The 22,110-nt window shown below is 68.3% G+C and carries 23 protein-coding genes; 15 read left to right on the top strand and 8 right to left on the bottom strand.

Annotated elements, in window-relative coordinates:
• Positions 1–141: 141 nt before the first annotated feature.
• Complete coding sequence (locus DPQ64_RS06545) at positions 142–1,290, top strand: site-2 protease family protein (protein WP_115863555.1); 1,149 nt, start codon at positions 142–144, stop codon at positions 1,288–1,290.
• A gap of 16 nt (positions 1,291–1,306) precedes the next feature.
• On the opposite strand, the gene DPQ64_RS06540 is transcribed toward DPQ64_RS06545, so the two are convergent.
• Together DPQ64_RS06540 and DPQ64_RS06535 are read right to left on the bottom strand one after the other, a co-directional pair.
• Entirely contained in the window at positions 1,307–1,960 is a 654-nt protein-coding gene (locus DPQ64_RS06540) for a mechanosensitive ion channel domain-containing protein (protein WP_115863554.1), read from the bottom strand.
• A 117-nt stretch (positions 1,961–2,077) separates the two neighbouring features.
• Entirely contained in the window at positions 2,078–2,437 is a 360-nt protein-coding gene (locus tag DPQ64_RS06535; protein WP_115863553.1) for a hypothetical protein, read from the bottom strand.
• A 131-nt stretch (positions 2,438–2,568) separates the two neighbouring features.
• On the opposite strand from DPQ64_RS06535, the gene DPQ64_RS06530 reads away from it, so the two are divergent.
• Positions 2,569–3,252 carry a DNA methyltransferase gene (locus tag DPQ64_RS06530; RefSeq protein ID WP_115863552.1) on the top strand — a complete coding sequence of 228 codons (684 nt, stop codon included), beginning with the start codon at positions 2,569–2,571 and terminating at the stop codon, positions 3,250–3,252.
• Positions 3,253–3,273: 21 nt separating this feature from the next.
• Here DPQ64_RS06530 and DPQ64_RS06525 read toward each other — a convergent pair whose 3' ends face one another.
• Positions 3,274–4,644, bottom strand: coding sequence for an NAD(P)/FAD-dependent oxidoreductase (locus DPQ64_RS06525; protein WP_115863551.1), 1,371 nt, complete (start codon positions 4,642–4,644; stop codon positions 3,274–3,276).
• Positions 4,645–4,895: 251 nt separating this feature from the next.
• On the opposite strand from DPQ64_RS06525, the gene DPQ64_RS06520 reads away from it, so the two are divergent.
• A complete protein-coding gene (locus DPQ64_RS06520; protein WP_115863550.1) occupies positions 4,896–6,098 on the top strand; it encodes an amidohydrolase in 1,203 nt (400 codons plus the stop codon).
• A 16-nt stretch (positions 6,099–6,114) separates the two neighbouring features.
• Here the strand turns inward: DPQ64_RS06520 and DPQ64_RS06515 are convergent, their stop codons facing one another.
• Both DPQ64_RS06515 and DPQ64_RS06510 read right to left on the bottom strand, forming a co-directional pair.
• Positions 6,115–7,137, bottom strand: a complete 1,023-nt coding sequence (locus DPQ64_RS06515; protein WP_115863549.1) for a lipid II:glycine glycyltransferase FemX — start codon at positions 7,135–7,137, stop codon at positions 6,115–6,117.
• 19 nt (positions 7,138–7,156) lie between these two features.
• The gene (locus tag DPQ64_RS06510) at positions 7,157–8,869 is read right to left on the bottom strand and encodes an alkaline phosphatase family protein (protein WP_115863548.1); all 1,713 of its coding nucleotides are present in this window, start codon (positions 8,867–8,869) and stop codon (positions 7,157–7,159) included.
• 239 nt (positions 8,870–9,108) lie between these two features.
• Here DPQ64_RS06510 and DPQ64_RS06505 point away from each other — a divergent pair, with 239 nt between their 5' ends.
• The 4 genes from DPQ64_RS06505 (at position 9,109) to DPQ64_RS06495 (ending at position 11,115) form a co-directional block, all read left to right on the top strand.
• Positions 9,109–10,005 carry a hypothetical protein gene (locus tag DPQ64_RS06505; RefSeq protein ID WP_115863547.1) on the top strand — a complete coding sequence of 299 codons (897 nt, stop codon included), beginning with the start codon at positions 9,109–9,111 and terminating at the stop codon, positions 10,003–10,005.
• A gap of 417 nt (positions 10,006–10,422) precedes the next feature.
• Positions 10,423–10,581 carry a hypothetical protein gene (locus tag DPQ64_RS18670; RefSeq protein WP_157971618.1) on the top strand — a complete coding sequence of 53 codons (159 nt, stop codon included), beginning with the start codon at positions 10,423–10,425 and terminating at the stop codon, positions 10,579–10,581.
• A complete protein-coding gene (locus DPQ64_RS06500; protein ID WP_115863546.1) occupies positions 10,568–10,795 on the top strand; it encodes a hypothetical protein in 228 nt (75 codons plus the stop codon). Before DPQ64_RS18670 ends, DPQ64_RS06500 begins: the two co-directional genes overlap by 14 nt.
• Before the next feature lie 122 nt (positions 10,796–10,917).
• Positions 10,918–11,115: a hypothetical protein gene (locus tag DPQ64_RS06495; protein ID WP_115863545.1), complete on the top strand. Its 198-nt coding sequence runs from the start codon at positions 10,918–10,920 to the stop codon at positions 11,113–11,115.
• A gap of 180 nt (positions 11,116–11,295) precedes the next feature.
• On the opposite strand, the gene glmM is transcribed toward DPQ64_RS06495, so the two are convergent.
• Both glmM and DPQ64_RS06485 read right to left on the bottom strand, forming a co-directional pair.
• The gene (gene glmM, locus DPQ64_RS06490) at positions 11,296–12,621 is read right to left on the bottom strand and encodes a phosphoglucosamine mutase (RefSeq protein ID WP_115863544.1); all 1,326 of its coding nucleotides are present in this window, start codon (positions 12,619–12,621) and stop codon (positions 11,296–11,298) included.
• Positions 12,622–13,182, bottom strand: a complete 561-nt coding sequence (locus DPQ64_RS06485; protein ID WP_115863543.1) for a DUF7344 domain-containing protein — start codon at positions 13,180–13,182, stop codon at positions 12,622–12,624.
• Between the two features lie 590 nt (positions 13,183–13,772).
• Here DPQ64_RS06485 and DPQ64_RS06480 point away from each other — a divergent pair.
• The 8 genes from DPQ64_RS06480 (at position 13,773) to DPQ64_RS06445 (ending at position 21,685) form a co-directional block, all read left to right on the top strand.
• Complete coding sequence (locus DPQ64_RS06480) at positions 13,773–14,354, top strand: acyltransferase (protein WP_115863604.1); 582 nt, start codon at positions 13,773–13,775, stop codon at positions 14,352–14,354.
• Between the two features lie 36 nt (positions 14,355–14,390).
• The gene (locus DPQ64_RS06475) at positions 14,391–15,482 is read left to right on the top strand and encodes a DegT/DnrJ/EryC1/StrS family aminotransferase (protein ID WP_115863542.1); all 1,092 of its coding nucleotides are present in this window, start codon (positions 14,391–14,393) and stop codon (positions 15,480–15,482) included.
• Entirely contained in the window at positions 15,472–16,482 is a 1,011-nt protein-coding gene (locus DPQ64_RS06470) for a Gfo/Idh/MocA family protein (RefSeq protein WP_115863541.1), read from the top strand. Before DPQ64_RS06475 ends, DPQ64_RS06470 begins: the two co-directional genes overlap by 11 nt.
• Positions 16,479–17,906 carry a nucleotide sugar dehydrogenase gene (locus DPQ64_RS06465; RefSeq protein ID WP_115863540.1) on the top strand — a complete coding sequence of 476 codons (1,428 nt, stop codon included), beginning with the start codon at positions 16,479–16,481 and terminating at the stop codon, positions 17,904–17,906. Before DPQ64_RS06470 ends, DPQ64_RS06465 begins: the two co-directional genes overlap by 4 nt.
• A complete protein-coding gene (gene wecB, locus DPQ64_RS06460) occupies positions 17,903–18,964 on the top strand; it encodes a non-hydrolyzing UDP-N-acetylglucosamine 2-epimerase (RefSeq protein WP_115863539.1) in 1,062 nt (353 codons plus the stop codon). Before DPQ64_RS06465 ends, wecB begins: the two co-directional genes overlap by 4 nt.
• Positions 18,957–20,075, top strand: coding sequence for a polysaccharide deacetylase family protein (locus DPQ64_RS06455; RefSeq protein WP_368276003.1), 1,119 nt, complete (start codon positions 18,957–18,959; stop codon positions 20,073–20,075). The genes wecB and DPQ64_RS06455 overlap by 8 nt, the downstream gene beginning before the upstream one ends.
• Complete coding sequence (locus tag DPQ64_RS06450; protein WP_115863538.1) at positions 20,072–21,160, top strand: lipid II:glycine glycyltransferase FemX; 1,089 nt, start codon at positions 20,072–20,074, stop codon at positions 21,158–21,160. Before DPQ64_RS06455 ends, DPQ64_RS06450 begins: the two co-directional genes overlap by 4 nt.
• A gap of 198 nt (positions 21,161–21,358) precedes the next feature.
• Positions 21,359–21,685 (top strand): HalOD1 output domain-containing protein, encoded by a 327-nt coding sequence (locus DPQ64_RS06445; protein ID WP_115863537.1) that lies wholly within the window; start codon positions 21,359–21,361, stop codon positions 21,683–21,685.
• A gap of 100 nt (positions 21,686–21,785) precedes the next feature.
• Here DPQ64_RS06445 and DPQ64_RS18665 read toward each other — a convergent pair whose 3' ends face one another.
• On the bottom strand, positions 21,786–21,950 hold the full coding sequence (locus tag DPQ64_RS18665; protein WP_157971617.1) for a DUF7331 family protein: 165 nt from the start codon (positions 21,948–21,950) through the stop codon (positions 21,786–21,788).
• Positions 21,951–22,110: the final 160 nt, after the last annotated feature.

The following is a 22,110-nucleotide window of genomic DNA, read 5'->3' as shown; positions in this document are numbered from 1 at the left end:
CGAAGGAGGAGTCAGCGTGAGCCGGGAGAAAGACGAGTCAGTGTAAACAGAATGGAAGGACGGCGGAATATCCAATCGCCACCAAAACCGGCGACTCTCGGCGACCCGTACCTTCAACATCGCTCCGTCCTACCACACGGTATGCGAAACTACGACATCGTCTCCGTGTGGGGCATCCCCATTCGGATCAATGTCTCCCTCATCGTGTTCCTCCCCGTGCTGGCGTGGCTTATCGGCAGCGGCGAGCAGATCGCGCTGTACACCGGGTTCATCAACGGTTTCCCGGACATCGCGCTCGACGTGGGCGTGCTCCGGTCCGGGAACACGCCGTGGCTCATCGGCGCGGGTGCGGCGGTCGGGCTGTTCGCCAGCGTCGCGCTCCACGAACTCGGCCACGCGTGGGCCGCGCGCCGGTACGACATCGAGGTCGAGTCCATCACGCTGTGGCTGCTCGGCGGGCTGGCCAGCCTGAGCGAGATGCCCCGCGAGTGGGAGCGCGAACTCTGGATCGCGCTCGCCGGCCCGGCCGCGAGCGTGCTCGTCGCGGCGAGCTGTTACGCGGTCGTCCTCGTCCTGCCCGCGTCGACGCCCGCGGTCACGTTCGTCTTCGGCTGGCTCGTGATCACGAACGTCGTCCTCACCGTGTTCAACCTGCTCCCGGCGTTCCCGATGGACGGCGGGCGGGTGCTCCGCGCGCTGCTCGCCCGCAACCAGCCGTACGCGAGCGCGACTCGGACCGCAGCGCGAATCGGGACGCTGTTCGCGCTGGCCTTTGCGGTGCTGGGCGTGCTCTCCTTTAGCCCGCTGTTGCTCCTGCTCGCGCTGTTCATCTACGGCGCGGCCACGGGCGAGTCCCGGATGGTCGCGCTCGACACCCTCCTCGCGGGCGTGACCGCGGCGGACGCGATGACCCCGACCACCGAGCCGGTCAGGACCGACACGGCCCTCTCGGAACTGGGCTCGCGGATGATGGACGAGCGCCGGACCGACTACCCCGTCGTCGACGACTCCGGAGCGGTCGTCGGCGTGGTCTCGCTGGGGGATCTCCGGAAGTCCCGCCGCGAAGAAGGCGCGAGCGTCGGGGACGTGACCCGGCGCGACCTGCCCCGCGTGTCCGTGGACGCGCCGATGTTCGACATAGTGAGCGAACTGAACGCCGCGCGGGCCAACGCGGTTCTCGTCGAGGACCGCGGCGAGGTCGTCGGTACCATCACTCGAGCCGATCTCGCGGCCACACTGGAGGTCCGCCGCGACGCCGGGGCACTCGTCGCACCCCGGACCGCGATGTGAGCAGTAAGGAAGTCTGCTACTGCTGAGACGATTCGCTCGCGTCGTCAGTTGGCGATTCCGATTCGATTTCCGCGTCGTTCGTAGCCGTTGCGGCCGTCTCGGCCGTTGCGTCACTCTCGGTCGCCGCCTTCTTCGTCCACTTGTCCTCGACCGAGCCGTTGGCGAGTACCAGCACGTCGCCGCCCTCGACCTCCAGTCGCGTCTTCCTGAGTCCGATCTCGCGCACCACGCCCGACGCGCTGCCGACTTCGACGCTGTCGCCGGGGTTGAAGTCCGGGTCCCGGAGAAGGTAGACTCCGGAGACCGTGTCGGCGATCATGTCCGAGAGCGCGTAGCTCACCCCGAGCGCGACGAACCCGGTCGCGGTCCCGAGACTCGCCGCGATCTCGCCCATCCCGAGGATCTTCAGGAGCGTGAGCCCCGCCGCGAACCAGAGGAAGATGCCCGCGACGGTCGTAAACAGGTCGACCACGAGGTCCTGATCGTCGACGTACGCCCGGTCGAGCGCCGACCGGACGAGGCCGAGCACGAATCGGATGGTGACGTACGCCAGCGCGAGAAACAGGAAGCCGGTGACGAGCTTCGGGAGCAAGTCGACGAAGGTTGCCCGAAGCTCTACGAGTGAGGCGTTGAGCACCCCGTCGAACGGGCCGAACTGAAAGAGTACCATGCCCGTGACACGGCACTCGCGGGACAAGAAGCCTCGGTGCGCGGTCGGAGTACCGAGAAGCCACAGTCCGCGGTAGCGCGCCGGGCCGGGCTACCCGGGTCGGCCCGGCCCGGCGCGCTACCGCAGCTTCGACAGACAGTCGCCGCAGTACCGCGCGCCGAGCATGTTCGAGGACCCGCAGTTCGAGCAGGCGGTCGACTCGGGCCGGGGCGCGGGGGGGGGGGGGGGCCGGCGGGGGCGGGCGAACGCGCGTTCAGCGTCGTCGGTACTCCCGCTTCCGTCCGCTCGAATCGGTCGCTTTTCGAGTACGCTGGCGGCGGCGCTGGACACGTCGTCGGGCGCGTCGTCGCTCCGCGCGAGGTCCGCGAGGAGGGCGTCGTCGCGGAGCCACCGAAGGCCCCGGAGCAGTCCGAGGTACAGCAGCGTCGGCGCGGCGATGACGAGACACGCCACCGCGAGTCGGAGGGCGAGGTTCACGTGCGACGGGCTTTAGCGCGAGTTGTTAATGGTATCGGTTCACGGCATCTGGGGTCGATTCAACCGCGTCCCCGTCAGTATCGACTCCCGAAATCCGAGAGATTTACGGGCCGCCTGCGAGTACCGTCGGCGTGAACACGTTCCTCACCCTCGACTACGAGCAGGAGACCGACCTTCCGTCGGGCTTCGTCGACGACGTGCGAACTCCGGAAGCGTACGTCCGGCACTTCCTCCGGGAGCACTCTGAACCGGGCGATACCGTCTTCGACCCCTTCGCGGGGTTCGGCACGACCCTCGCGGTCGCAGCGGAACTGGGGCGGGTTCCCGCCGGCGTCGAGTACGAGACCGACCGCGCCGAGTTCGTTCGTGACCGACTGGGCTCCGAACACAGTGAGAGCCTCGTTCACGGGAGCGCGCTCGACCTCGCAGACTTCGACCTGCCGGCGTTCGACTGCTGTCTCACCTCGCCGCCGTACATGGTCGCTGGCATGGGGGTCGACCCGCTCGAAAACTACGCGGGCGAGAGCGACTACGGCCGCTATCTCGACCAGATCGGAGACGTGTTCGCGCAGGTGCGGGACCTCGCGGCACCGGACGCCTCCCTGCTGGTGGACGTTTCGAACATGAAACACGACGGCGAGGTGACGACGCTCGCGTGGGACGTGGCCGACGCCGTCGCCGAGTCGTTCCGATTCGAGGGCGAGGTGGTCGTCGGGTGGGAGGGCGAAGAGCAACCGGAGAGGGACGGTGGGAGTTACGGCTACGGGTACGACCACAGCTACTGTCTGGTGTTCGCCGCCGAAGGAGGGGGTTGACGCCTAGATGCCGCTGTCGGTTCAGACGGTGTACTCGTCCTCGCGGAACTGGACGTACTTGCCGTTGCGGTACTTGCGCTTGGTCATCTTGTACTTGCCGACGAGTCGCGCGCCCCGGATGCCCGTTTTGACGCTGTACTTCAGCAGTCGGCCGTCGCTCTCGTCTGCCAGGATGTCGCTCGCCATCGAGAACGCCTTGTCCCAGTCGCTCGGGCCGTAGTCGGCGACGATGTCCGCGAAGGTGACGTTCCGCAGGATCTCGTCGCCGATGGCCTCGTGCCACTGGTCGTTGTACGCGCCGAGGCGACCCTTGGCGGCGAGGTCCCCGGCGATGCGGCCGGTGCGCACCGCGAGGTGGTAGCCGCCCTCGTGGAACGCCGAGGTGGTGCCCATCGCGCCGCCCGCGACCGCGATGTTTGCTGCGGTGGGCGACTCGATGGGTCGCGTCGAGGAGATGGGGTAGGTCTCTGTGCCGCCGCGCTTGCCCCGGTCCTCGACGAGCGGGAAGTCCGAGAGGTCGTACTCGTCGCCGTACTCGCGTTCGAGCAGGCGCTCGACGTACGTCCCGCCGCGGGGGACCCGGTCGTCCTCGGGCCGGAGCAGGTCGTACTCCTCACGATTCGGAATCGCGTCGATGTCCATCCCGATTGGCATCGTGAGGCCCACGCGCGCGACCGTCCCGTCGTTGGGGAACACCCACGGATACGCCGTCTCGCCCGGCATCACCCCCCACCAGAACTTGAGCGACGCGGGGTCGAACAGCTCCTCGGGGAACTCCCGGTACTCCTGATACGCGATGTGGTTGGCCGTGTTCGGGGCCATCACCTGCGAGGTGGGCCGGTCGTCGGGCGAGAACCGGTCGAGCACGCGCATGGTGACCTGCCGCTGCGGTCCATCGGCCAGCACGAGGGAGTCGGCCTCCACGTCCTCGCCGTCGGCCAACGTCAGCATGTGGGTCGGCGACCCCGAGAGGTCGGTGGCCACGTCGGTCACGCTGGTTCCCACGCGGTACTCAGCGCCGCTCTCCAGTGCGCGCTCGCGGAGCCAGTCGTCCATCCGGGCGCGGTGGAAGGTGAAGCCGAACCCGTCGTACGACGACTCGATGCCGGTCGCTTCGAGGACGCAGGACTCGGTCGGGCCGAAGAACTCCGTCCGGTCGAGTTCCCGGTGGACCACGCGCTCGGGGATCTCCTCGTACGGGATACCCATCAGATCGACCCAGTAGTCGAGCATCCCGGCGGCGTCCGTCGAGTCCGGTCCGAGTTCCTCGCGGTCCGCGCGCGGGACGCCCTTTTCGACGACCAGCGCATCCGCCCCCTGTTCGGCGGCCGCCCGGGCGGCGGAGGCTCCCGCCGGGCCGCCACCCACGATGGCAACGTCGACTCGCTTCATACCCCTACGGTTCCGCGCCGGGTATTAAAGAATTGACTTTCCGGGTTCCTGAGTGGTCGGCCTCGGGTTCACGACGAGTCGATTCCCCTGTCGTGATGAGGCGATCTCGGGTTCGCGACGAATCGGCCCCAGTCGTGATGGGTCGGTCGGGTCGGCCGGGTTGCTCGAAACGGGGACGATCACCGGCGGAACCACCTCTCGCGGTACTTCGAACCGAAATACTCAAATCTTCGCCCTCGCTCCTCAACGTCATGCGAGCAATTGTCAATGGCACGGTCCACACGGTGAGCGAGCGCGGTCGAATCGACGGGGGAACCGTCCTCTTCGACGACGGGGAGATCGTCGCGGTCGGCACCGACGAGGAGGTAGAGGTTCCGGAGGGCACCGAGACGTTCGACGCCGGCGGCCGCAACGTCACGCCCGGACTGGTCGACGCCCACAGCCACGCCGGGATGGCCGAGTGGGGCGAACCCGAGGACGGCGACTTCAACGAGGTCTCGGACCCCGTGACCCCGCAGGTCAACGCGCTCGACGGGTTCCACCCGCGCGACGAGGAGCTCCAGCACGCGTTCCAAGGGGGCGTCACCACCGTCTCCTCGCGGATGGGCAGCGCGAACGTGATCGGCGGCATCATCTGCTCGATGAAGACGTACGGCGACGTGGCCGACCGGATGTTGATCCGCGAGGACGGGATGAAGGCCGCCTTCGGCGAGAACCCCAAGCGGTTCCACGGCGACGAGAAGGACCGCCAGCCCTCGACCCGGCCGGGCGTCGCCGCGACGCTCCGCGAGGCGCTCATGGAGGCCGAGGACTACGTCGAGCGCCGGGCCAATGCTCGCGAGGAGGACGAACCATTCGAGCGCGACCTCGGCATGGAGAACCTCGCCCGCGTCGTGGAGGGCGAACTCCCGCTCCGGGTCCACGCCCACCGCGCCGACGACATCGCGACGGTGTTCCGCATCGCCGACGAGTTCGGCATCGAGAAGCTGTCCATCGAGCACGCGACCGAGGGCCACGTCCTCGCCGACGAGTTCGTCGAGCGCGACGTGCCCGCGGTCGTCGGGCCGACCATCTCGTCGGCCAGCAAGTACGAGCTCCGGAACATCACCTTCGAGACGCCCGGCATCCTCCACGAGGCGGGCGTGAAAGTCGCCATCCAGACTGACGCGCCAATCCTTCCGCAGGAGCACCTTGACGTCTGCGTCGGCCTCGCGGTGCGCGAGGGCCTCCCGGAGGACGTCGCGCTCCGCACCGTCACCCGCAACCCGGCCGAGATCCTGGGCATCGAGGACCGCGTGGGCACCGTCGAGGAGGGAACGGACGCCGACCTCGTGGTCTGGGACGGCCCGATGTTCGAGTTGGAGTCGGACGCCGAACAGGTGTTCGTCGAGGGCGAGCGTGCGTACGACCGCGAGCGCGACGACCTGGACCCGCGCGAGGAGTACGCGTGGTGACTTCGGCGAAAAGCGATCACCGCAGTCGCTGGTAGACGCTCGACAGCGCGTTCGTGACCTTGTTGCCCTTCTCCAGCGTGTAGTGGGCCCGGAGTCGCGGCGCGAACTTGGCCTTGTAGCCACAGAGGCGCTCCTCGTTCGCACCGACGAGGTCGTAGCGCTCGATTCCCCGGTCCATCGCGTCGGCCATGATGGTCCAGTCCACCAGATCGTTGACCGGCAGGTCGCGGTGGTGCTTCGCGCCGCCCTGCCACCGGTAGACGGTGTCGCCGTCCTCCAGTGCCACCATGCCGCCCGCGACCTCGCCGTCGATCTCGCAGGCGTAGGGTCGGACCGTTCCCTCCGGCAGGCGCTCGTGGAGGTCGATCACGAACGATGGCGTCACGCCGTAGCTCTCGTCCTGCTCGTCGTGGCGCTCCCGGACCTGCGAGACGATGGCTTCGATCTCGTCGGGACCCCCTTCGTACACCCGGTAGTCGCCCTCGGTCCGGACGTTGTTCCGGGCGTCGCTGGAGAACGATTTCAGCAGGTCGTCCTCGTCGCGGGTGAGGTCCACGCTGTAGGTGTGGCGCACGTCGATCTCGTAGTCGTTCCACTCGAAGGGTCGCACGTCCCGGAAGGCCGGGTCCGGGCGGACCTGCGTGTACTTCGGGCCGACCTCGCGGTCGACCCAGTCGAGACAGCCCCGGACGAACCGCTTGGTCCGGCGCTCGCGCTTGCGGCGCTTGAGCTTCCGGAAGTTGAGCAGCGCCGGCCCGAGATACGACACCCAGAGGCTCGGCGCGGGCGAGAACGCCATCGACATGCCGCCAGCGCGCTTCTCGAAGACCGGGAAGATACCCACCGGTTCGTGGCCCTTGTAGCCGACCAGCGCGTGGAGCCGCGCGTTGGCGTGGTCAGCCTGCACCGCCAGTGACTCCCGGCGATGGAAGACGTTCGTCTGGGGCGACCGCTCCACGAGGTCGTTCCAGTCGTGGTGGTCGAATGCGTCTGCGGGGCCGATCGTGATACCGTCGTTGTCCAGGATGCTAATGCTCATGCCATCTCGGAAGGTCGTGTCATTCCAGATACCCGAGCTCCGCGAGACGGGCTTCCACCTCGCCGTCGTCGGTCGCTCGTCGTTCGCCCGCGTCGAACGCGGGGTACGATTCCGTGCCGACCGGCTCGACCGGGGACAGCACCGAGCCGTCCATGTGGTCGCCGGCAGGCTGGTCCAGCGTCGCCAGCACCGTCGGGGCCACGTCGAAGAGGTGGGCGTCCGAGAGGTCGGCGTCCGAGTCGACGCCTGCCCCCGACAGCGCCACCACGCCCTCGCGCTTGTGGTTGTACGGCTCGCTCGGCGGGCCGAACACCCCGTCGCCCACCCGCGTCGAGAGGAACTCGTCGTACTCGCGAGGGACCGTGATCACGTCGGGCGCTTGTTCGACGTAGGAACCCGAGAACACCTCCTCTCGACGGGTAACCTGCTCGAACACAGGCTTGCCGTCTGGCGTTTCGACGCCGGAGAGGGCCTCGATCACCTCGTCGCGGACCCGCTCGTACTCCTCGGGCGCGACGGTGCCCTCGGGCTCGCGACCCGCGAGGTTCACCCGGACGCCGAGTTCGATGCGGTCGCGGGCGTACGCGGTGGAGTTCGGGAAGTCGACCTGCTCGGCGGCCGCGCGGGCGACGTCGGTCGGGACGCGCTCGGCGACGAACTCCGCCAGCCCGACCGCGTCGAGTGCGGCCTTGATGCGCTGGGCGGTGACGCCGAGCGACGCGAGGCCGGACATGCCGCGTTCGAGCGCTCCGGACACATCGCCTCCGAGCGCCCCGGATGCCCCACCTCCGCGCGGCGAGGGATCGGGAGCGGCCGACACGTCGGCCGCTCCCGATCCCTCGCCACCCCGATCCGACGTATCGTCGCCCTGCAACTCGTCGTCGGCGATGGTCGACCACGTGGGCATCCCGTCGCCCTCGGTCGTGGTCTCGACGAGGCCGCGCTCGCGCAGGAACTCGTTGGGCCGGAACTCGTGGCCGCCGTACTCGCCCATCCCGTGATCGCTGGCGACGACGACGGTGTCGGGGTCGCAGGCCGCCACGATCGCGCCGACTTGGTCGTCGACCGCCTCGTACACCGCCCGAACCTTCGCGTCGTCGCCCGGGAACTCGTGGAACACGGTGTCGGTCGCCTGAAACTGGACGAAGCCGAAATCGGGGGCGAACCGTTCGGCGAGATATCGGAACGCCTCGCCGCGCATCCGCACGAGGCGTCGGTACCACTCGACAGCGTCTACCTCGTCGGCGTCCCGCGGGGCGTACACGCGGTAGTCGCCGATCTCGTCCCGAACGTCGTCGAGCAACCCCTCGGGGTGGCAGTCGGGATTCTCGGGCGCGGTGTAGCCCGGGACGACCGCTCCGTCGAACTCGGTCGGCGGATGAGTCACCGGCGCGTTGACCACGACGCTCGATGCGTCGCGGTGGTCGAGTAGCTCCCAGACGGTCCGTTCGCGGACGTGGGTCGCGTTCACCACGTCCCAGTCGTAGCCGTCGAAGGTGAGGAAGCCGAACACGCCGTGCTTGCCGGGGTTGACGCCGGTGTACAGCGAGGGCCACGCGCTCGGGGTCCACGGCGGAATCTGGGAGGTGAGCGTCCCGACCGCGCCGGTTTCGAACACCGACGCGAGGTTCGGCACAGCGCCCGCCTCCACGAGCGGGTCGAGAACCGGCCGACACCCGGCGTCGATGCCGACGAGCAGCGTCTTCAGATTGGCCTGCGGGGGGTCAGCCATGCAGTCGTACGAACCTCGCGTTCGGCCTTTGTTATACGGCGTCTGCCGGGGTGCAACCGCGACCTGTCGCGATTCTCGACGGTTAGGCTCGCGTTACGCGGCGGAAACGCGTCGTTTCGGCGAAGACGCTGGCGTTCGTTTCGACCGTTGCACAGGTGGCCGGTACTTTTAAATTGGTAATCAAGCATTGAACTCAAGACGGAACCTTTAAGAATGGCCGGCCTTCCATTGAAAACTGCATGGCACGCGACGAGACGGCACGCGAACGCGATCCCGAACGCTCGCTGCTCGACCGCCGGTCGTACCTCCGACTGGCCGGCGCGGCGGCGGCCTCGGTCGCAGTGGCAGGCGCGAGTGGTTCCGCGGACGCCGCGGGCCAAGAGACGACCTACGAGACGATCACGGTCCCCGCTGGCGAAACCCGGTCCTTCGAGGTCGAAAGCGGCGAGACGCTCGAGAACCTCCACCTCGACATGACTGCCGACGGCGCGTCGGCGCGAATCTCCGCCTCCGGTGACGACTGGACCGTCCGGAACGTCGCCTTCGAGGGCGAACACCCCGGCGGCCACTATCTGCTCGACCCCGCCGTGAGCAGCGAGGACGCCGAAGGGCTCGTGGAGAACGTCTACATGGGCGACGGCCAGACCGAGGGCTCCGACGAGGGAGCCATCTGGGTCCACGGTAGCGACCACTACGGGACCATCACGTTCCGGAACCTCAACGTGCGGCACTTCGTCGATAACGGCCTGTACGGCACCGGCCCGGGCGCATCGGTGAGTGACAGCCACGGCGGCGTGGTCCACGTCGAGGACAGCTACTTCGAGAGCAACAACGTGGCGAACATCCGGGTCGGCTCCATCGACGGCCGGACCTGCCGCGTCGACAACTGCGTGGTGAAGACCGGCTCGGCCCGCGCGCTCGACGACGGCGCGGTCAACTCCCGCGGCGTCTGGGCGTGGTGGGGTCCCGTCGATGTCCGCGACTCGGACATCGAGGGCGGCTACGCCGAGCACACCGAACGGGCCGGGAACCCCTCCGTCTCGGCCACGAACACCCGCTGGGACGACGAGGCCGACACCGACAGGATTCCGGCCGGTGTCCCGGCAACTCCCGAGGACGCCGTGTCGTCCCAGTAGGTTGGTCCCCGCTGGCGCTCGACAGTCTCAGCCGCGCTCGACTCTCCCTCTTGCCCTCCAAGGCTCGACTTCTCTCTGATTCTTCTTCGCTAACTGCCGCCGCTCGACTCTTTTCCGCTCCCGATTCTGGCCTTTGGGTCGTTCCGTGACTACTCGTAATCCATCACTACTGCGAGCTCAACGCCGCGTTTCGACCACTGTTTCACACCGTTTCACCACTGGCTCGGCGCGAAGGACGGTGGATTACGCCGGTTTGCGTTCGGAGTACAGTGGGAAAGTAAGCGGTCGGCAAGAGCAACGGAAATCCTTTTGTCGGGATCGCTCGCTCCCGCAGCCGATTGGTACCTTTAAATTGTAACGGAGATATTGAACTGCATCCGGAAGCTTTTTGAACTGGTAATGGCCCGTTGAATACGCATGGCACGCGACGAGACGGCACGCGAACGTGATCCCGAACAGGCGCTCCTCGGACGTGCGGCGCACCTCCAACTGGCAGACGCTGCGGTGGCGACTGTCGCCGAATCATCGGCAGACAATTTTGGAGAGACCACGGAGGGTGACGATGGCGACGAATAACGTCGAGGCGGGCCGCGAGCACTGGCAGGGCGTCGCCCGCGATCCCGAACCGGAGGACCTGGGCTACGACATCGCCGACTGGGAGGTCGTCCGCGCCCGGAAGGACGACCGCGGGCACCTGATGTTCCTCCCCGAGAACGAGGACCAACTCCGCGAAGAGGCATTCATCGTCGCCGAATCTGACTCGGTGTGCGACGTCGTCGACCGGATATGAGATAGTCTGGCTCCGTCGAACTCCGCTCCTCCCGGGATACAGTCGAAGTAAAGTAGCTGTTCGAAGACGGGCGATTGGATCGAAGAACGAAGGTTTATCTCCTGAACACTTCCAGGAACAGTATGGTGGAAACCCTGCGAGGGCTTTACCAGCGCAACGAGGTGTTCTGGATGGGATTGTCAGCAGTCGTTCTCGGGATGGTGATTCCCGGCACCCTCGCGTTCGGGGAAATTAACGTTTCGAGACTGTTCGTCGTTACTGGAGGTGGCCTCCTGATCACGAGCGTTTTCGTCGGTCTCTACAGATTCGGCACGAAGTAGACCCTGCTTCTGGTAAGGGAATCAACTTGACCGCCCCGTATGATTGGCTGCGCTTCTCGGCCTTCGGCCTGCGATGGCTGCGGGCGACCCACGCGTCGCCTGCACGGCACGCGAGACGCACTGCGCCTCTCCCTGCTCGGCCACCGTCAGCGCTCAAAAATCGGCTGGACTGCCCCAGCGCTACTCGCAGTCCTCGACCAGCGCGGTCGCCTCCACGAAGAGGTCGTCGACGCGGGTACGGCTCCGGGCCTCCGCAGTGACTCTGACCAGCGGTTCGGTCCCGCTCGCGCGCACGAGGAACCAGCCCTCGTCGGTGCCCACCCGCACGCCGTCGAGCGCCGAGACAGCCCGGTACTCCGCGCGAACCCGCTCGCGGACGCGGTCCATCACCGCGGCCTTCCGGTCGGTCCGGACGCTCCCGCGCCGGAGGGGGTACGTCTCGATGTCGTCGACGAGCCGGCCGAGCGGTTTCCGGCGGGCGACGAGCGCCGCGAGCCGACACGCGGCCAGCGGGCCGTCGGGACAAAGCGTCTCGGCCGGCCAGATCCACGCGCCGCTGGGCTCGCCGCCGAACGCCACGCCGCAGTCGCTGGCGCGCTCGGCCACGTACACGTCGCCCACTCGCGTCCGCGCGACCGAGACGGCCTGCCGTTCGAGCGCGTCCGCGACCGCGAGGCTGGTGTCGACCGGGACCGCGACCTCGTCACCGGGGTTGGCGGCCTCGCGGGCGAACACCGCGAGCAGGACGTCGCCCGAGACGAACTCGCCGTCGCCGGTCACCGCGCGCATCCGGTCGGCGTCGCCGTCGTGAGCGATGCCGAAGTCGGCGTCCGAAGCCGCGGTGAGTTCGGCGAGCCCCCGGCAGTTCTCCGCGGTCGGCTCGCTCGGTCGTGCGGGAAACGAGCCGTCGGGCGTGGCGTTCAGCGTCCGCACGTCGTGGCCGAGCCGCCGGAGCGCAGTCGCCGTCACCTGCCCGACGCCGTTGCCCGCGTCGACGACGAGCGAGCAGTTGCCCGACGCGGCCGCGCCGACCAGCGCCTCGACGTGTCGCTGGTCGGCACTTTTCCTATTCTGGCTGCCCCACTCGCGCTCCTCGCCGAGGTCGTCCCAGTCCGCGAACGAGAACTCCTCTTCGCGCACGCGCGCCGCGATGGTCTCGCGCTGGTCCTCGTCGAACGCCTGCCCGGAAGGGTTCCAGAGCTTCAGGCCGTTGTCCTCGGGCGGGTTGTGGCTCGCGGTCACCACCAGCCCGGCGTCGGCGTCCCGCCAGCCGACGCTCCGGGCCACCGTAGGCGTCGCTGCCTCGCCGAGCCGAATCACGTCGGCCCCGCACTCCCGGAGTCCCGCCGCGGCCGCGTCCGCGAGCATCCGCCCGCTCTCGCGGGCGTCGCGGCCCACGACCACCTCCTCGTGGCCCTCGCTCGCGAGCGCGCGCCCGACCGCGAGCGCGAGGTCGCACGTTACGTCGTCGCCGACGCGGCCGCGAACGCCGCTGGTTCCGAACATCTAATTCTCCTGTCCGTTCGCCGGAGCCAGTTCGGGCGGCGCGCCGAGATCGCCACCGCGTCGGTACCCGAGGTAGTGGACGATAGCCGAGAGCCCGAACGCGATCAGGATGACCGTCGCGAGCACGAGCCCCGGAACGGCGGCGAACGGGGCAATCTCCAGCCACGCCGCCGCGACGAGCACGCCGCTTATCCCGACGAGTGCGAGGTAGTACCGGTCCCAGGGAAACTGTTCGCGCGAGACGTTCCCGAGGTAGATGTCGACGTCCGAGGCCCTGTCGGCCAGTCGGACGACGCCCTCGTCGCGGTCGTACTCGACGATGTTCGCCTCGTCGAGTTTCGGGAGGTGGGTCTGGTACAGCGAGATGTACACCCGCTTGCGCTGCTCGGTCGACAGCGCGGCGACGGTGGTCTCGTTCTCCCACGCCGCCACCTGCTCGGTCAGGTCCGAGAGGTCCGACTCACCCCCTTCGCGCCGGAGATAGTACAGCGCGTAGCGTCGCCGCGGGCTCTTCAGGACCTCGAAGACCTCGTCCTGTGAGAGCGGTTCAGCCCGCGACATGCTCCCTCGGAGGTCGGCGAGTCGTCTGTAGCAACGGGCGTTCGGGGCCAGCGGAGTGCGAGGACGTCCGAGAGTGACCGGTACGTGGGGACGTCCGCAGGTGAGACCGCCGCATAGCGACGAAATCGGGACCTCGCCACTTTGTTACCCAGTTGCTGTTCGGGGGTAACCCCGCGGTACGGCCGGCCGAATTCGGGCTAGGGGCTGGCACGAGGTCCGATAGGTGCCGGCAAGCCACCCGATACGGTCGGCCACGACGCTCGATACGCGCGGCCATCCTCGGGAATACGCGCTGTCTGTCTCGCTACTCACTGGGGCGGTTGCGGATTCAGAGGAAACTTCTGTGCTCGCTCGACGAACGGGAAAATCGCCCGGCAGCGCCCTGATAGGATGTATATACCTGTCGACAGGTGGCGTATAACAAAGAGACGAGAGGGGTTTGGTGACGGTAACGCCCGGCCCGCCGTCTGGCGGTACGGTCGGGCAAACCCATCGACTATGAACACGTTATCGACCCCGACGATTCGAGACGTTCCGCTCGGGGGTGACCGCCGGTGACGGGGACCGAGGCCCGGTCCCGCGACGACCGGATCGACCCTCGACTCGGCGACGACTGCACCATCTCCCCCGACGCCACGGTGGGCCATCGCCACCGCGAGGACGCCGACCCGCCGGTGCTCGGCGACCGCGCGACCGTCCGCGCGGGCAGCATCGTCTACGCGGACGTGGTGGTCGGCGACGACTTCACGACCGGCCACGACGTGCTCGTGCGCGAGGACACCACCGTCGGCGACGACGTGGTGGTCGGCACCAACACGGTGATCGACGGCACCTCTACCATCGGCTCGCACGTCAGCCTCCAGACCGGCGTGTACGTCCCCACCAACACCACCATCGGCGACGAGGTGTTCGTCGGCCCGCGCGCAGTGCTGACCAACGACCCCTACCCCATCCGCGAGGACGCGGAGCTCGACGGGCCGACCCTCGAAGATCACGTCTCGGTCGGCGCGAACGCCACCCTCCTCCCCGGCGTGACGGTCGGCGAAGGCTCGTTCGTCGCGGCCGGTGCAATCGTCACCGAGGACGTGCCCCCGGAGACGCTGGCGGTCGGCGCGCCCGCCGAGCATCGACCGCTCCCCGAGGTGCTGGACGGAGGGAACGAGATCGCATGACCCGGGATGCAAATCGAATGAGCGAGGTGACATTCCATGAGTGAGATCCCCATCGCTGACCCCGAACTGGGCGAGCGCGAGATCGACCGCGTCCGAGCGGTGATGGAGTCGGGGCGGGTCGCCGACGGCCCCGAAGTCCGAAAGTTCGAGGCCGAGTTCGCCGACTTCTGCGACGCCGAACACGGCGTGGCGACCTCGAACGGCACGACCGCGCTCCACGCCGCGTTGGAAGCGCTCGATATCGGACCGGGCGACAAAGTGGTAACGTCGCCGTTCTCGTTCGTCGCGAGCGCGAACGCGATTCGACTCGCGGGAGCCGACCCGGTGTTCGCCGACGTGGACCCCGACACCTACGCGCTCGACCCGGCCGCGGTCGAGGCGGTCGCGCGCGAGCACGACGACGTGGCCGCGGTCGTGCCGGTCCACCTCTACGGGCTCCCCGCGGACGTGGGCCATCTGCTCGACGTGGCCGACGACTACGGGCTCGCCGTGGTCGAAGACGCCGCGCAGGCCCACGGCGCGGAGTACCGCGGGCGAAAAGTCGGCTCGTTCGGCGACGCGGCCTGCTTCTCCTTTTACCCGACGAAGAACATGACCACGGGCGAGGGCGGGATGATCACCACCCAACGCGAGGACGTGGCCGAGCGAGCCGCCAGTTTCGCAAACCACGGCCGGCCCGCAGACGGCGGCGGGTACGAGCACGTCCGGCTCGGCCACAACTTCCGGCTCACGTCGCTCGCGGCCGCCATCGGCCGGATCCAGCTCGACCGCCTGCCTGACTACAACGCGGCCCGGCGGTCGAACGCCGGGTACCTGACGGACGCCCTCGCGGATAGCGAGGTCGTCACCCCGACCGAACCAGACGACCGCAGGCACATCTACCACCAGTACACCGTCCGAACCGACGACCGGGACGGCCTCGCGGCCCACCTCGACGACGCCGGCGTCGGGACGGGCGTCTACTACCCGACGCCCATCCACGAGCTCGACACGTACGAGGACGTGGACTCCTCGGCCCAGGTCGCGGAGCGGGCCGCCCGGGAGGTGCTCTCGCTGCCCGTCCACCCGAACCTCTCGGAGTCCGACCTTCGAACCATCGCCGAAGCCATCACCGAGTATGACAATTAATCCCCCAGACGAGACAGATTCGAACGGCGTCACGAACGCCGCGGTCGTCGGCGTCGGCAGCATGGGTCGCCACCACGCGCGGGTGTACAGCGAGCTGCCGGACGTGAACCTCGTCGGCGTCTCCGACGTGGACGAGGAGACCGCCCGGCAGGTGGCCGAGGACCACGGAACGATCCCGATGGACCGAGACGCCCTCCTCGACGCGGCCGACGTGGCCTCGATCTGCGTGCCGACCCGGTTCCACGCCGAGGTGGCCGCCGAGTGCATCGATTCCGGCGTCGACGTGCTGGTCGAGAAACCGTTCGTGGCCGACCCCGCTCGCGGCCGGCAGCTCATCGAGCGCGCCGAGGAGGCCGGCGTGACGATTCAGGTCGGCCACGTCGAGCGGTTCAACCCCGCCATCCGGGCGCTGTCTGACGTGGTCGCCGACCTCGACGTCATCGCGGTCGACGCCCGGCGACTCGGTCCGCCGCCCGAGGGCCGACAGCTCGACCGGAGCGCGGTGCTCGACCTGATGATCCACGACATCGACGTGGTGCTGGCGATGCTGGACGGCCAGCCCGAGAACGTGACCGCGCAAGGCGTGAAGGACAACCAGTACGCCGCCGCGACGCTGTCGTTCTCGGACGGGACGGTCGCCACGCTCACGGCGAGCCGGGTGACTCAGGAGCGCGTCCGGACGCTCGCCATCACCGCGGAGGAGTGCCGGGTCGACGTCGACTACGTCGACCGGTCGGTCGAAATCCACCGCCACTCGCTGCCCGAATACATCGAGGACAACGGCGACGTGCGCTACCGCCACGAGAGCATCGTCGAGCGACCGACGGTCGAGACGGGCGAGCCGCTGAAGAACCAGCTCGAATCGTTCGTCGCGGCCGCGATCAGCGACGCCGAGCCGGTGGTTTCGGGCGAAGACGGCCTGCGAGTGCTCGAACTCGCCCGCCAGATCGACGAGGCCGCGGCGGACCCGCGGCCGGAACCGGAGGTGAGCGCCCGGTGACTGCGGCAGATGGCTCCCGACTCTACGGCAGCGACGCCTCGACCGCCGACCAGCGCGAGGCGCTGCTGTCCGGCGAGGTTCCGGTCGCGGTGTACGGCCTCGGCAAAATGGGCCTCCCGCTCGCGGCCGTCTACGCCGACGTGACCGGCGACGTGGTCGGCGCGGACGTGGACGAGGGAGTCGTCGAGGCGGTGAACGCGGGCGAGTGCCACGTCGAGAGCGAACCCGGACTGTCGGAACTCGTCGAGCGGACCGTCGCGGCGGGGGCGTTCGAGGCGACCGCCGACCCCCGAGCGGCGGCCGAGCGCGCCGCGATTCACGTCGTCATCGTGCCGACGCCCATCACCGACGAGAAGGAGGCCGACCTCTCGGCGCTGGAGTCGGTCGCCCGCGACGTGGGAGCCGAACTCGACACGGGCGACGCCGTGTTCGTGGAGTGTACGGTCCCGCCGCGAACCTGCGCGGACCTGCTCGAACCGATGCTGGCCGAGGAGGCGGGCCACGACGCCTTCGGGCTCGCGTTCTGCCCCGAGCGGACCGCCAGCGGGCGCGCGCTGGCGGACATCCGGGGTGCGTACCCGAAGGTCGTCGGCGGCGTCGACGACGAGAGCACCCGGGTCGCGGAGCTGGTGTACGGAGAGCTCACGGACAACGACGTGCTCGCGGTCGGCGACGCGACCACTGCGGAGTGCGTGAAGGTGTTCGAGGGGCTGTACCGCGACGTGAACATCGCGCTGGCGAACGAACTCGCCACCTTCGCCGACGAGATCGGCGTGGACGTGAACGAGGCCATCGAGACGGCCAACACCCAGCCGTTCTGCGACCTCCACGACCCCGGCCCGGGCGTCGGCGGCCACTGCATCCCGTACTACCCGTACTTCGTCATCAACGGATTCGAGACCGAGGCACCCTTACTGCGGACCGCCCGCGAGGTCAACGACTCGATGCCCGCGTTCACCGTGAACACCCTCGCTCGCGAGGTCCGCGCCGAAGGCGGGGACCTTGCGGACGCGACGGTGGCGATACTCGGGCTCACCTACCGGCCGGGCGTCGAGGAGACGCGGGCCACGCCTGCCGGGCCAATTGCAGAAGAACTCGCTGCCGCAGGCGCGGAGGTCGTCGCGGTCGACCCGCTGCTCGACGACGCCGACGAGTTCGTGGCCGAGATGATCCCCCAGCGCGCGCTGTACGATCCGGACCGCGACCTCGACGCGGTCGTGCTGGTGACGCCCCACGAGGCGTTCGACGACATCGAGTGGGAGCGGTTCGACCCGCTGGTGGTCGTGGACGGTCGCCAGTACCTCGACCTGTCGGACACCGACCACCGGGTGTACACCGTCGGGAGCGGCGTGACTTCCGCGGGCCGAGCGGAGTCCGCCGAACCCCACCGCGACGCGAATCTCGCCGCGGAGGTGGAGCGATGACGGTGCTCACCGTGGTCGGGGCGCGCCCGCAGTTCGTGAAGGCCGCGGCGGTGTCCCGAGAACTTCGCCGCGAGCACGAGGAGGTGCTTGTCCACACGGGCCAACACTACGACGAGGAGATGTCGGACGTGTTCTTCGACGAACTCGGCATTCCCGAACCCGACGACAACCTCGGCGTGGGCTCGGACAGCCACGGCGCGCAGACCGCCGAGATGATCGCCGGGCTGGAGGAGCTGATCGCGGCCGAAGAGCCCGACGCGGTGTTGGTCTACGGCGACACCAACTCCACGCTGGCGGCGGCCGTGGCGGCCTCGAAGATGGACACCGAATTAGCTCACGTCGAGGCCGGGCTCCGGAGCTACAACCGCGAAATGCCCGAGGAGGTCAACCGGGTGCTGACCGACCACGCGGCGGACCTGCTGTTCGCACCCTCCCGGCGTGCGGTCGAGAACCTCCGGGCCGAGAGCGTCGCGGGCGCGGTCCACGACACCGGCGACGTGATGTTCGACGCGGTGCTGTGGGCGCGCGACCGGGCGGCCGACCACTCCACGGTGCTCGACGACCTCGGGGTCGACCCCGGCGAGTACGTGCTGGCGACGGTCCACCGCGCGGGCAACACCGACGACCCCGACCGGCTCGCGGCCGTCCTCGACGCGCTCGCGGCAGACCCGCGGGAGGTCGTCTTCCCGGCCCATCCCCGGACCGTCGAGCGCATGGCGGAGTACGGGCTGCGCGAGGACGCCGAAGAGTGCATCACCGTCACCGAGCCGGCCGGATACCTCGACTTCGTGCGCCTCCAGGACTGCGCCGACGTGGTCGCCACCGACTCGGGCGGCGTCCAGAAGGAGGCGTTCTTCCTCGACACGCCGTGCGTGACGATGCGCGGCGAGACCGAGTGGCGCGAGACGGTCGAGGCCGGCTGGAACCAGCTCGTCGGCGCGGACTCGGAGGCCATCCGCCGGGCGCTCGCGACCGCGGAGCGACCGACCGAGAAACCGCAGCCGTACGGCGACGGCGACGCCGCGGCCAGAATCGCGGAGCTGTTGAGCGATGTCTGATGGAACTGATTTCGAGGAGGAGTTTCCCCCCGAGTCCCGTCCGGAGCTGGCGGTCGACGCCGAGTTCGCGCTGCTGCTGACCCACGACGTGGACCGCCCGTACAAGACGGTCCAATCGCTGTATCACGCGGTGCGCCACAGCGACCCGCGACAGCTCAAGGGCCTCTTGCCCGGCGTGAACCCGTGGTGGCAGTTCGAGGAGATCATGGCACTGGAGGACGACCTCGGGGTCAGGTCGTCGTTCTACTTCCTGCGGGAACCCCACCTGCTCGCGCGCGAGCCCGGTGACTGGCTCGACCCGTTCTACTGGGTCGAACACGCGGGTCGGTACGAACTCGACACTCCGGAGCTGCTCGACGTGATCGACCGGCTCCGGGACGGCGGTTGGGAGGTCGGCCTCCACGGCTCGTACGACTCGTACGACGACCCCGACCGGCTTCGGACCGAGAAGGCGGTGCTCGAATCGGCGCTGGGCGGACCAGTGCTCGGCGGCCGCCAGCACCACCTCAACCGTGGGTCGAACACGTGGCGCTACCACCGCGAGGTCGGCCTGCACTACGACGCCAGCCCGGGATCGGCGACCGAGTACGGCTTCCAGCAGGGCTACCGACCGTTCCGACCGTTCGACGACGAGTTCGTGGTGTTCCCTTTGACGCTGATGGAGAACGCGCTCCCGGACCCCGGTGAGTTCCCCGAAGCGGCGTGGCAGGTCTGCGAACATCTGCTGGAGGAGGCCGCCACCAACGACGCCGTGATGTCGGTGCTGTGGCACCCCCGGCTGTTCGCCGAGCGGGACTTCCCGGGGTATCGGCGGGTATACCGTCGGCTGGTCGAGCGCGCGCTGGAGCTGGGCGCGTGGGTCGGTCCCGCGGCCGACTACTACGGGCTGATGGATCACCCCGAGCGGTCGGTATCGAAAGCTGAGCCCGTCTCGGAGCCACAGACGGGGTCGGCTCCGGAGTCGGAATGCTCCGACTCCGGAGCCGACCCCGCCGAGAGCGATGGGGGGCGTTCCGGTGACGCAAAAGAGGCCGACAGGAGCCGCGTACCGCCGTCACAGGCGAGGGATAACAAAGTGAAATCCACCGCCAACACGGAGTCAACAGGATGAGAGTCGAGCAACTCGAACTGTCCGAGTGGGAGTCGGCGCTACCGAACGACGGCATCGAAGTGTTTCACCTGCCCGAAGCGCTCAAGGTCCTCGACCGGCACAGCGACGCCGAGATGAAGCTGTTCGGCGGGTTCAAGGGCCAACAGCCGATCGCCTTGCTGCCCGTGTTCGTCCAGCGCAAGGCGGTCGGCAGCGCGGTCACCTCCCCGCCGCCGGGGATGGGCGTGCCGCGGCTCGGACCGATCCTGATGCCGACCAGCCCGAAGCGCCGCAAGCAGGAGAAGGTCAACAACGAGTTCACCGAGTCGGTGCTGGAGCAGGTCGGCACCGACCTCGACCTGGACGAACGGCTCGCCGATGCGGGGGTCGAGTCGTCCGTGGCCGAGTCGGTCCTCGGCAGGCTCGACGTGGACTCGCGGCTCACACTGTTCCGGATGGAGTGCAACGCGGCGTACGGCGACCCCCGACCGTACGCGTGGGGCAACCTCCGGGTCGAGCCCAACTTCACCTACTTCCTAAACCTTGAAGACCGGAGCGCCAACGACGTGCGAAAGTCGTTCTCCAAGAGCTTGCGCCGGGAGATCCGGGACGCCGAGGACCTCGACGTTTCCATCGAGACCGAGGGGCTGTCGGGCGCTCGCGACGTGTTCGAGGCCACCGAGGAGCGCTACGCCGAGCAGGACGAGCCGTTCCCGCTCACGTGGTCGTACGTCCGGGACCTGTTCGAGGCGCTCGCCGAGCAGGACCGCGCCCGGTCGTACGTCGCCCGCGACGCCGACGGCGAGTACCTCTCGGGCATCACGGCGCTGTACTCGAACGACTGTGCGTACTTCTGGCAGGGCGGCGCGAAGGCCATCTACGAGGGCACCGCGGTCAACAGCCTCATCCACTGGCGACTGATGAAGGACATCATCGAGGACCCGCCGGTGGAGTCGGTCACCCAGTACGACCTGATGGGCGCGAACACCGAACGGCTCTGCCGGTACAAGGCCAAGTTCGGCGCGGATCTCGTGCCGTACTACGTCGTGGAGTCGCCCGGTGCGGCGATGAACGTCGCCAAGCGGGCCTACCAGCTCGTGAAGTAACTGTCCTCGAAGTTACCGTTTCGTCGTACTCGCCGTCGAGGCGGACCGATTTCGACGGTTCTAGCGGACGTTGCCGGAACCGAAACCCGTGCCCAGAAATCGTAATCCGGATTCTCGACCACGTAACCTGCCCGTTATCCGGTCGAACGGCCTGCACGGTGTACCTCGTTGAAGTTGCTGGCTGTCTCACCGACTTGCATGGACGCTCACGAGCCGACAGAACTCGTCGACGTCGATCCCGAGACCGGGACGTTTCGGGCGACCTACCGTTATCCGGCGAGACCGCCCAGCACCGCAGTTGCGACCGCGCTCATGCAGGCGACCGACAGCGCGGTCACCGACCTCGATCCGATGTACGAGTCGTCGAGCGTCGACCCCGACGCGCTTGACGACCTGTTCCGGCCGACGGAGGGCAGTCCCCCACGTCGGAATCGCGTGACGTTCACGTACAGCGACTTCCGGATCATCGTCAAAAGCTACGGTCGGATCGTCTTTCGCTCGGTGGCGGATGGCGAGTCCCGATAAGCGCGTGCAGTCGGATCGTGGGAAGCGTCGGGAAGACGTACCGCCCTGATCCTGTCCGAAGAAGAGAGATCAGCACCGATACCGCGAGGCGGTCGAGCGATCAGTCCATCTCCTCGATTTCGACCGCCGCGTCCGATTTGAGCCACGCGTCGGCGTTTCGGGTGTCGAAGACGATGGTCTCGTCGTCGTCGCTGTAGGCGGCGTATCTGTCTGGTTCCGCGTCCGTTCTGTCTCTGTTGTTCTCGCTGTCGTACTTGTTCGTCATCGGGGGACCCACTTTTCGTGGGCTTGTATCTGGACCTTACTACCAGCGGTTGATAAGAGTTGCCACCCACCCAGATACGGCCGTGAGCGAAACGCGGTGGGGGGGGGGGGGCCCACCCGGAGGCGAGACCCCCCCCCCCGGGCGCCCCCGGACGCCCACC

Origin of the sequence: Halorussus litoreus, from assembly GCF_003382685.1 — an archaeon.
In the GTDB taxonomy this organism is placed as follows: domain Archaea; phylum Halobacteriota; class Halobacteria; order Halobacteriales; family Haladaptataceae; genus Halorussus; species Halorussus litoreus.
Note: the sequence above shows the minus strand (reverse complement) of the source record. Positions and strands in the feature narration are given on the sequence as shown.

Coding starts and splice junctions, on each gene's coding strand:
- DPQ64_RS18670 (WP_157971618.1), top strand. CDS start 10,423: ATGGCACGCGACGAGACGGCACGCGAACGTGATCCCGAACAGGCGCTC.
- DPQ64_RS06540 (WP_115863554.1), bottom strand. CDS start 1,960: ATGGTACTCTTTCAGTTCGGCCCGTTCGACGGGGTGCTCAACGCCTCA.
- DPQ64_RS06545 (WP_115863555.1), top strand. CDS start 142: ATGCGAAACTACGACATCGTCTCCGTGTGGGGCATCCCCATTCGGATC.
- DPQ64_RS06505 (WP_115863547.1), top strand. CDS start 9,109: ATGGCACGCGACGAGACGGCACGCGAACGCGATCCCGAACGCTCGCTG.
- DPQ64_RS06510 (WP_115863548.1), bottom strand. CDS start 8,869: ATGGCTGACCCCCCGCAGGCCAATCTGAAGACGCTGCTCGTCGGCATC.
- DPQ64_RS06475 (WP_115863542.1), top strand. CDS start 14,391: ATGAGTGAGATCCCCATCGCTGACCCCGAACTGGGCGAGCGCGAGATC.
- DPQ64_RS06515 (WP_115863549.1), bottom strand. CDS start 7,137: ATGAGCATTAGCATCCTGGACAACGACGGTATCACGATCGGCCCCGCA.
- glmM (WP_115863544.1), bottom strand. CDS start 12,621: ATGTTCGGAACCAGCGGCGTTCGCGGCCGCGTCGGCGACGACGTAACG.
- wecB (WP_115863539.1), top strand. CDS start 17,903: ATGACGGTGCTCACCGTGGTCGGGGCGCGCCCGCAGTTCGTGAAGGCC.
- DPQ64_RS06500 (WP_115863546.1), top strand. CDS start 10,568: ATGGCGACGAATAACGTCGAGGCGGGCCGCGAGCACTGGCAGGGCGTC.
- DPQ64_RS06525 (WP_115863551.1), bottom strand. CDS start 4,644: ATGAAGCGAGTCGACGTTGCCATCGTGGGTGGCGGCCCGGCGGGAGCC.
- DPQ64_RS06450 (WP_115863538.1), top strand. CDS start 20,072: ATGAGAGTCGAGCAACTCGAACTGTCCGAGTGGGAGTCGGCGCTACCG.
- DPQ64_RS18665 (WP_157971617.1), bottom strand. CDS start 21,950: ATGACGAACAAGTACGACAGCGAGAACAACAGAGACAGAACGGACGCG.
- DPQ64_RS06495 (WP_115863545.1), top strand. CDS start 10,918: ATGGTGGAAACCCTGCGAGGGCTTTACCAGCGCAACGAGGTGTTCTGG.
- DPQ64_RS06455 (WP_368276003.1), top strand. CDS start 18,957: ATGTCTGATGGAACTGATTTCGAGGAGGAGTTTCCCCCCGAGTCCCGT.
- DPQ64_RS06445 (WP_115863537.1), top strand. CDS start 21,359: ATGGACGCTCACGAGCCGACAGAACTCGTCGACGTCGATCCCGAGACC.
- DPQ64_RS06470 (WP_115863541.1), top strand. CDS start 15,472: ATGACAATTAATCCCCCAGACGAGACAGATTCGAACGGCGTCACGAAC.
- DPQ64_RS06485 (WP_115863543.1), bottom strand. CDS start 13,182: ATGTCGCGGGCTGAACCGCTCTCACAGGACGAGGTCTTCGAGGTCCTG.
- DPQ64_RS06520 (WP_115863550.1), top strand. CDS start 4,896: ATGCGAGCAATTGTCAATGGCACGGTCCACACGGTGAGCGAGCGCGGT.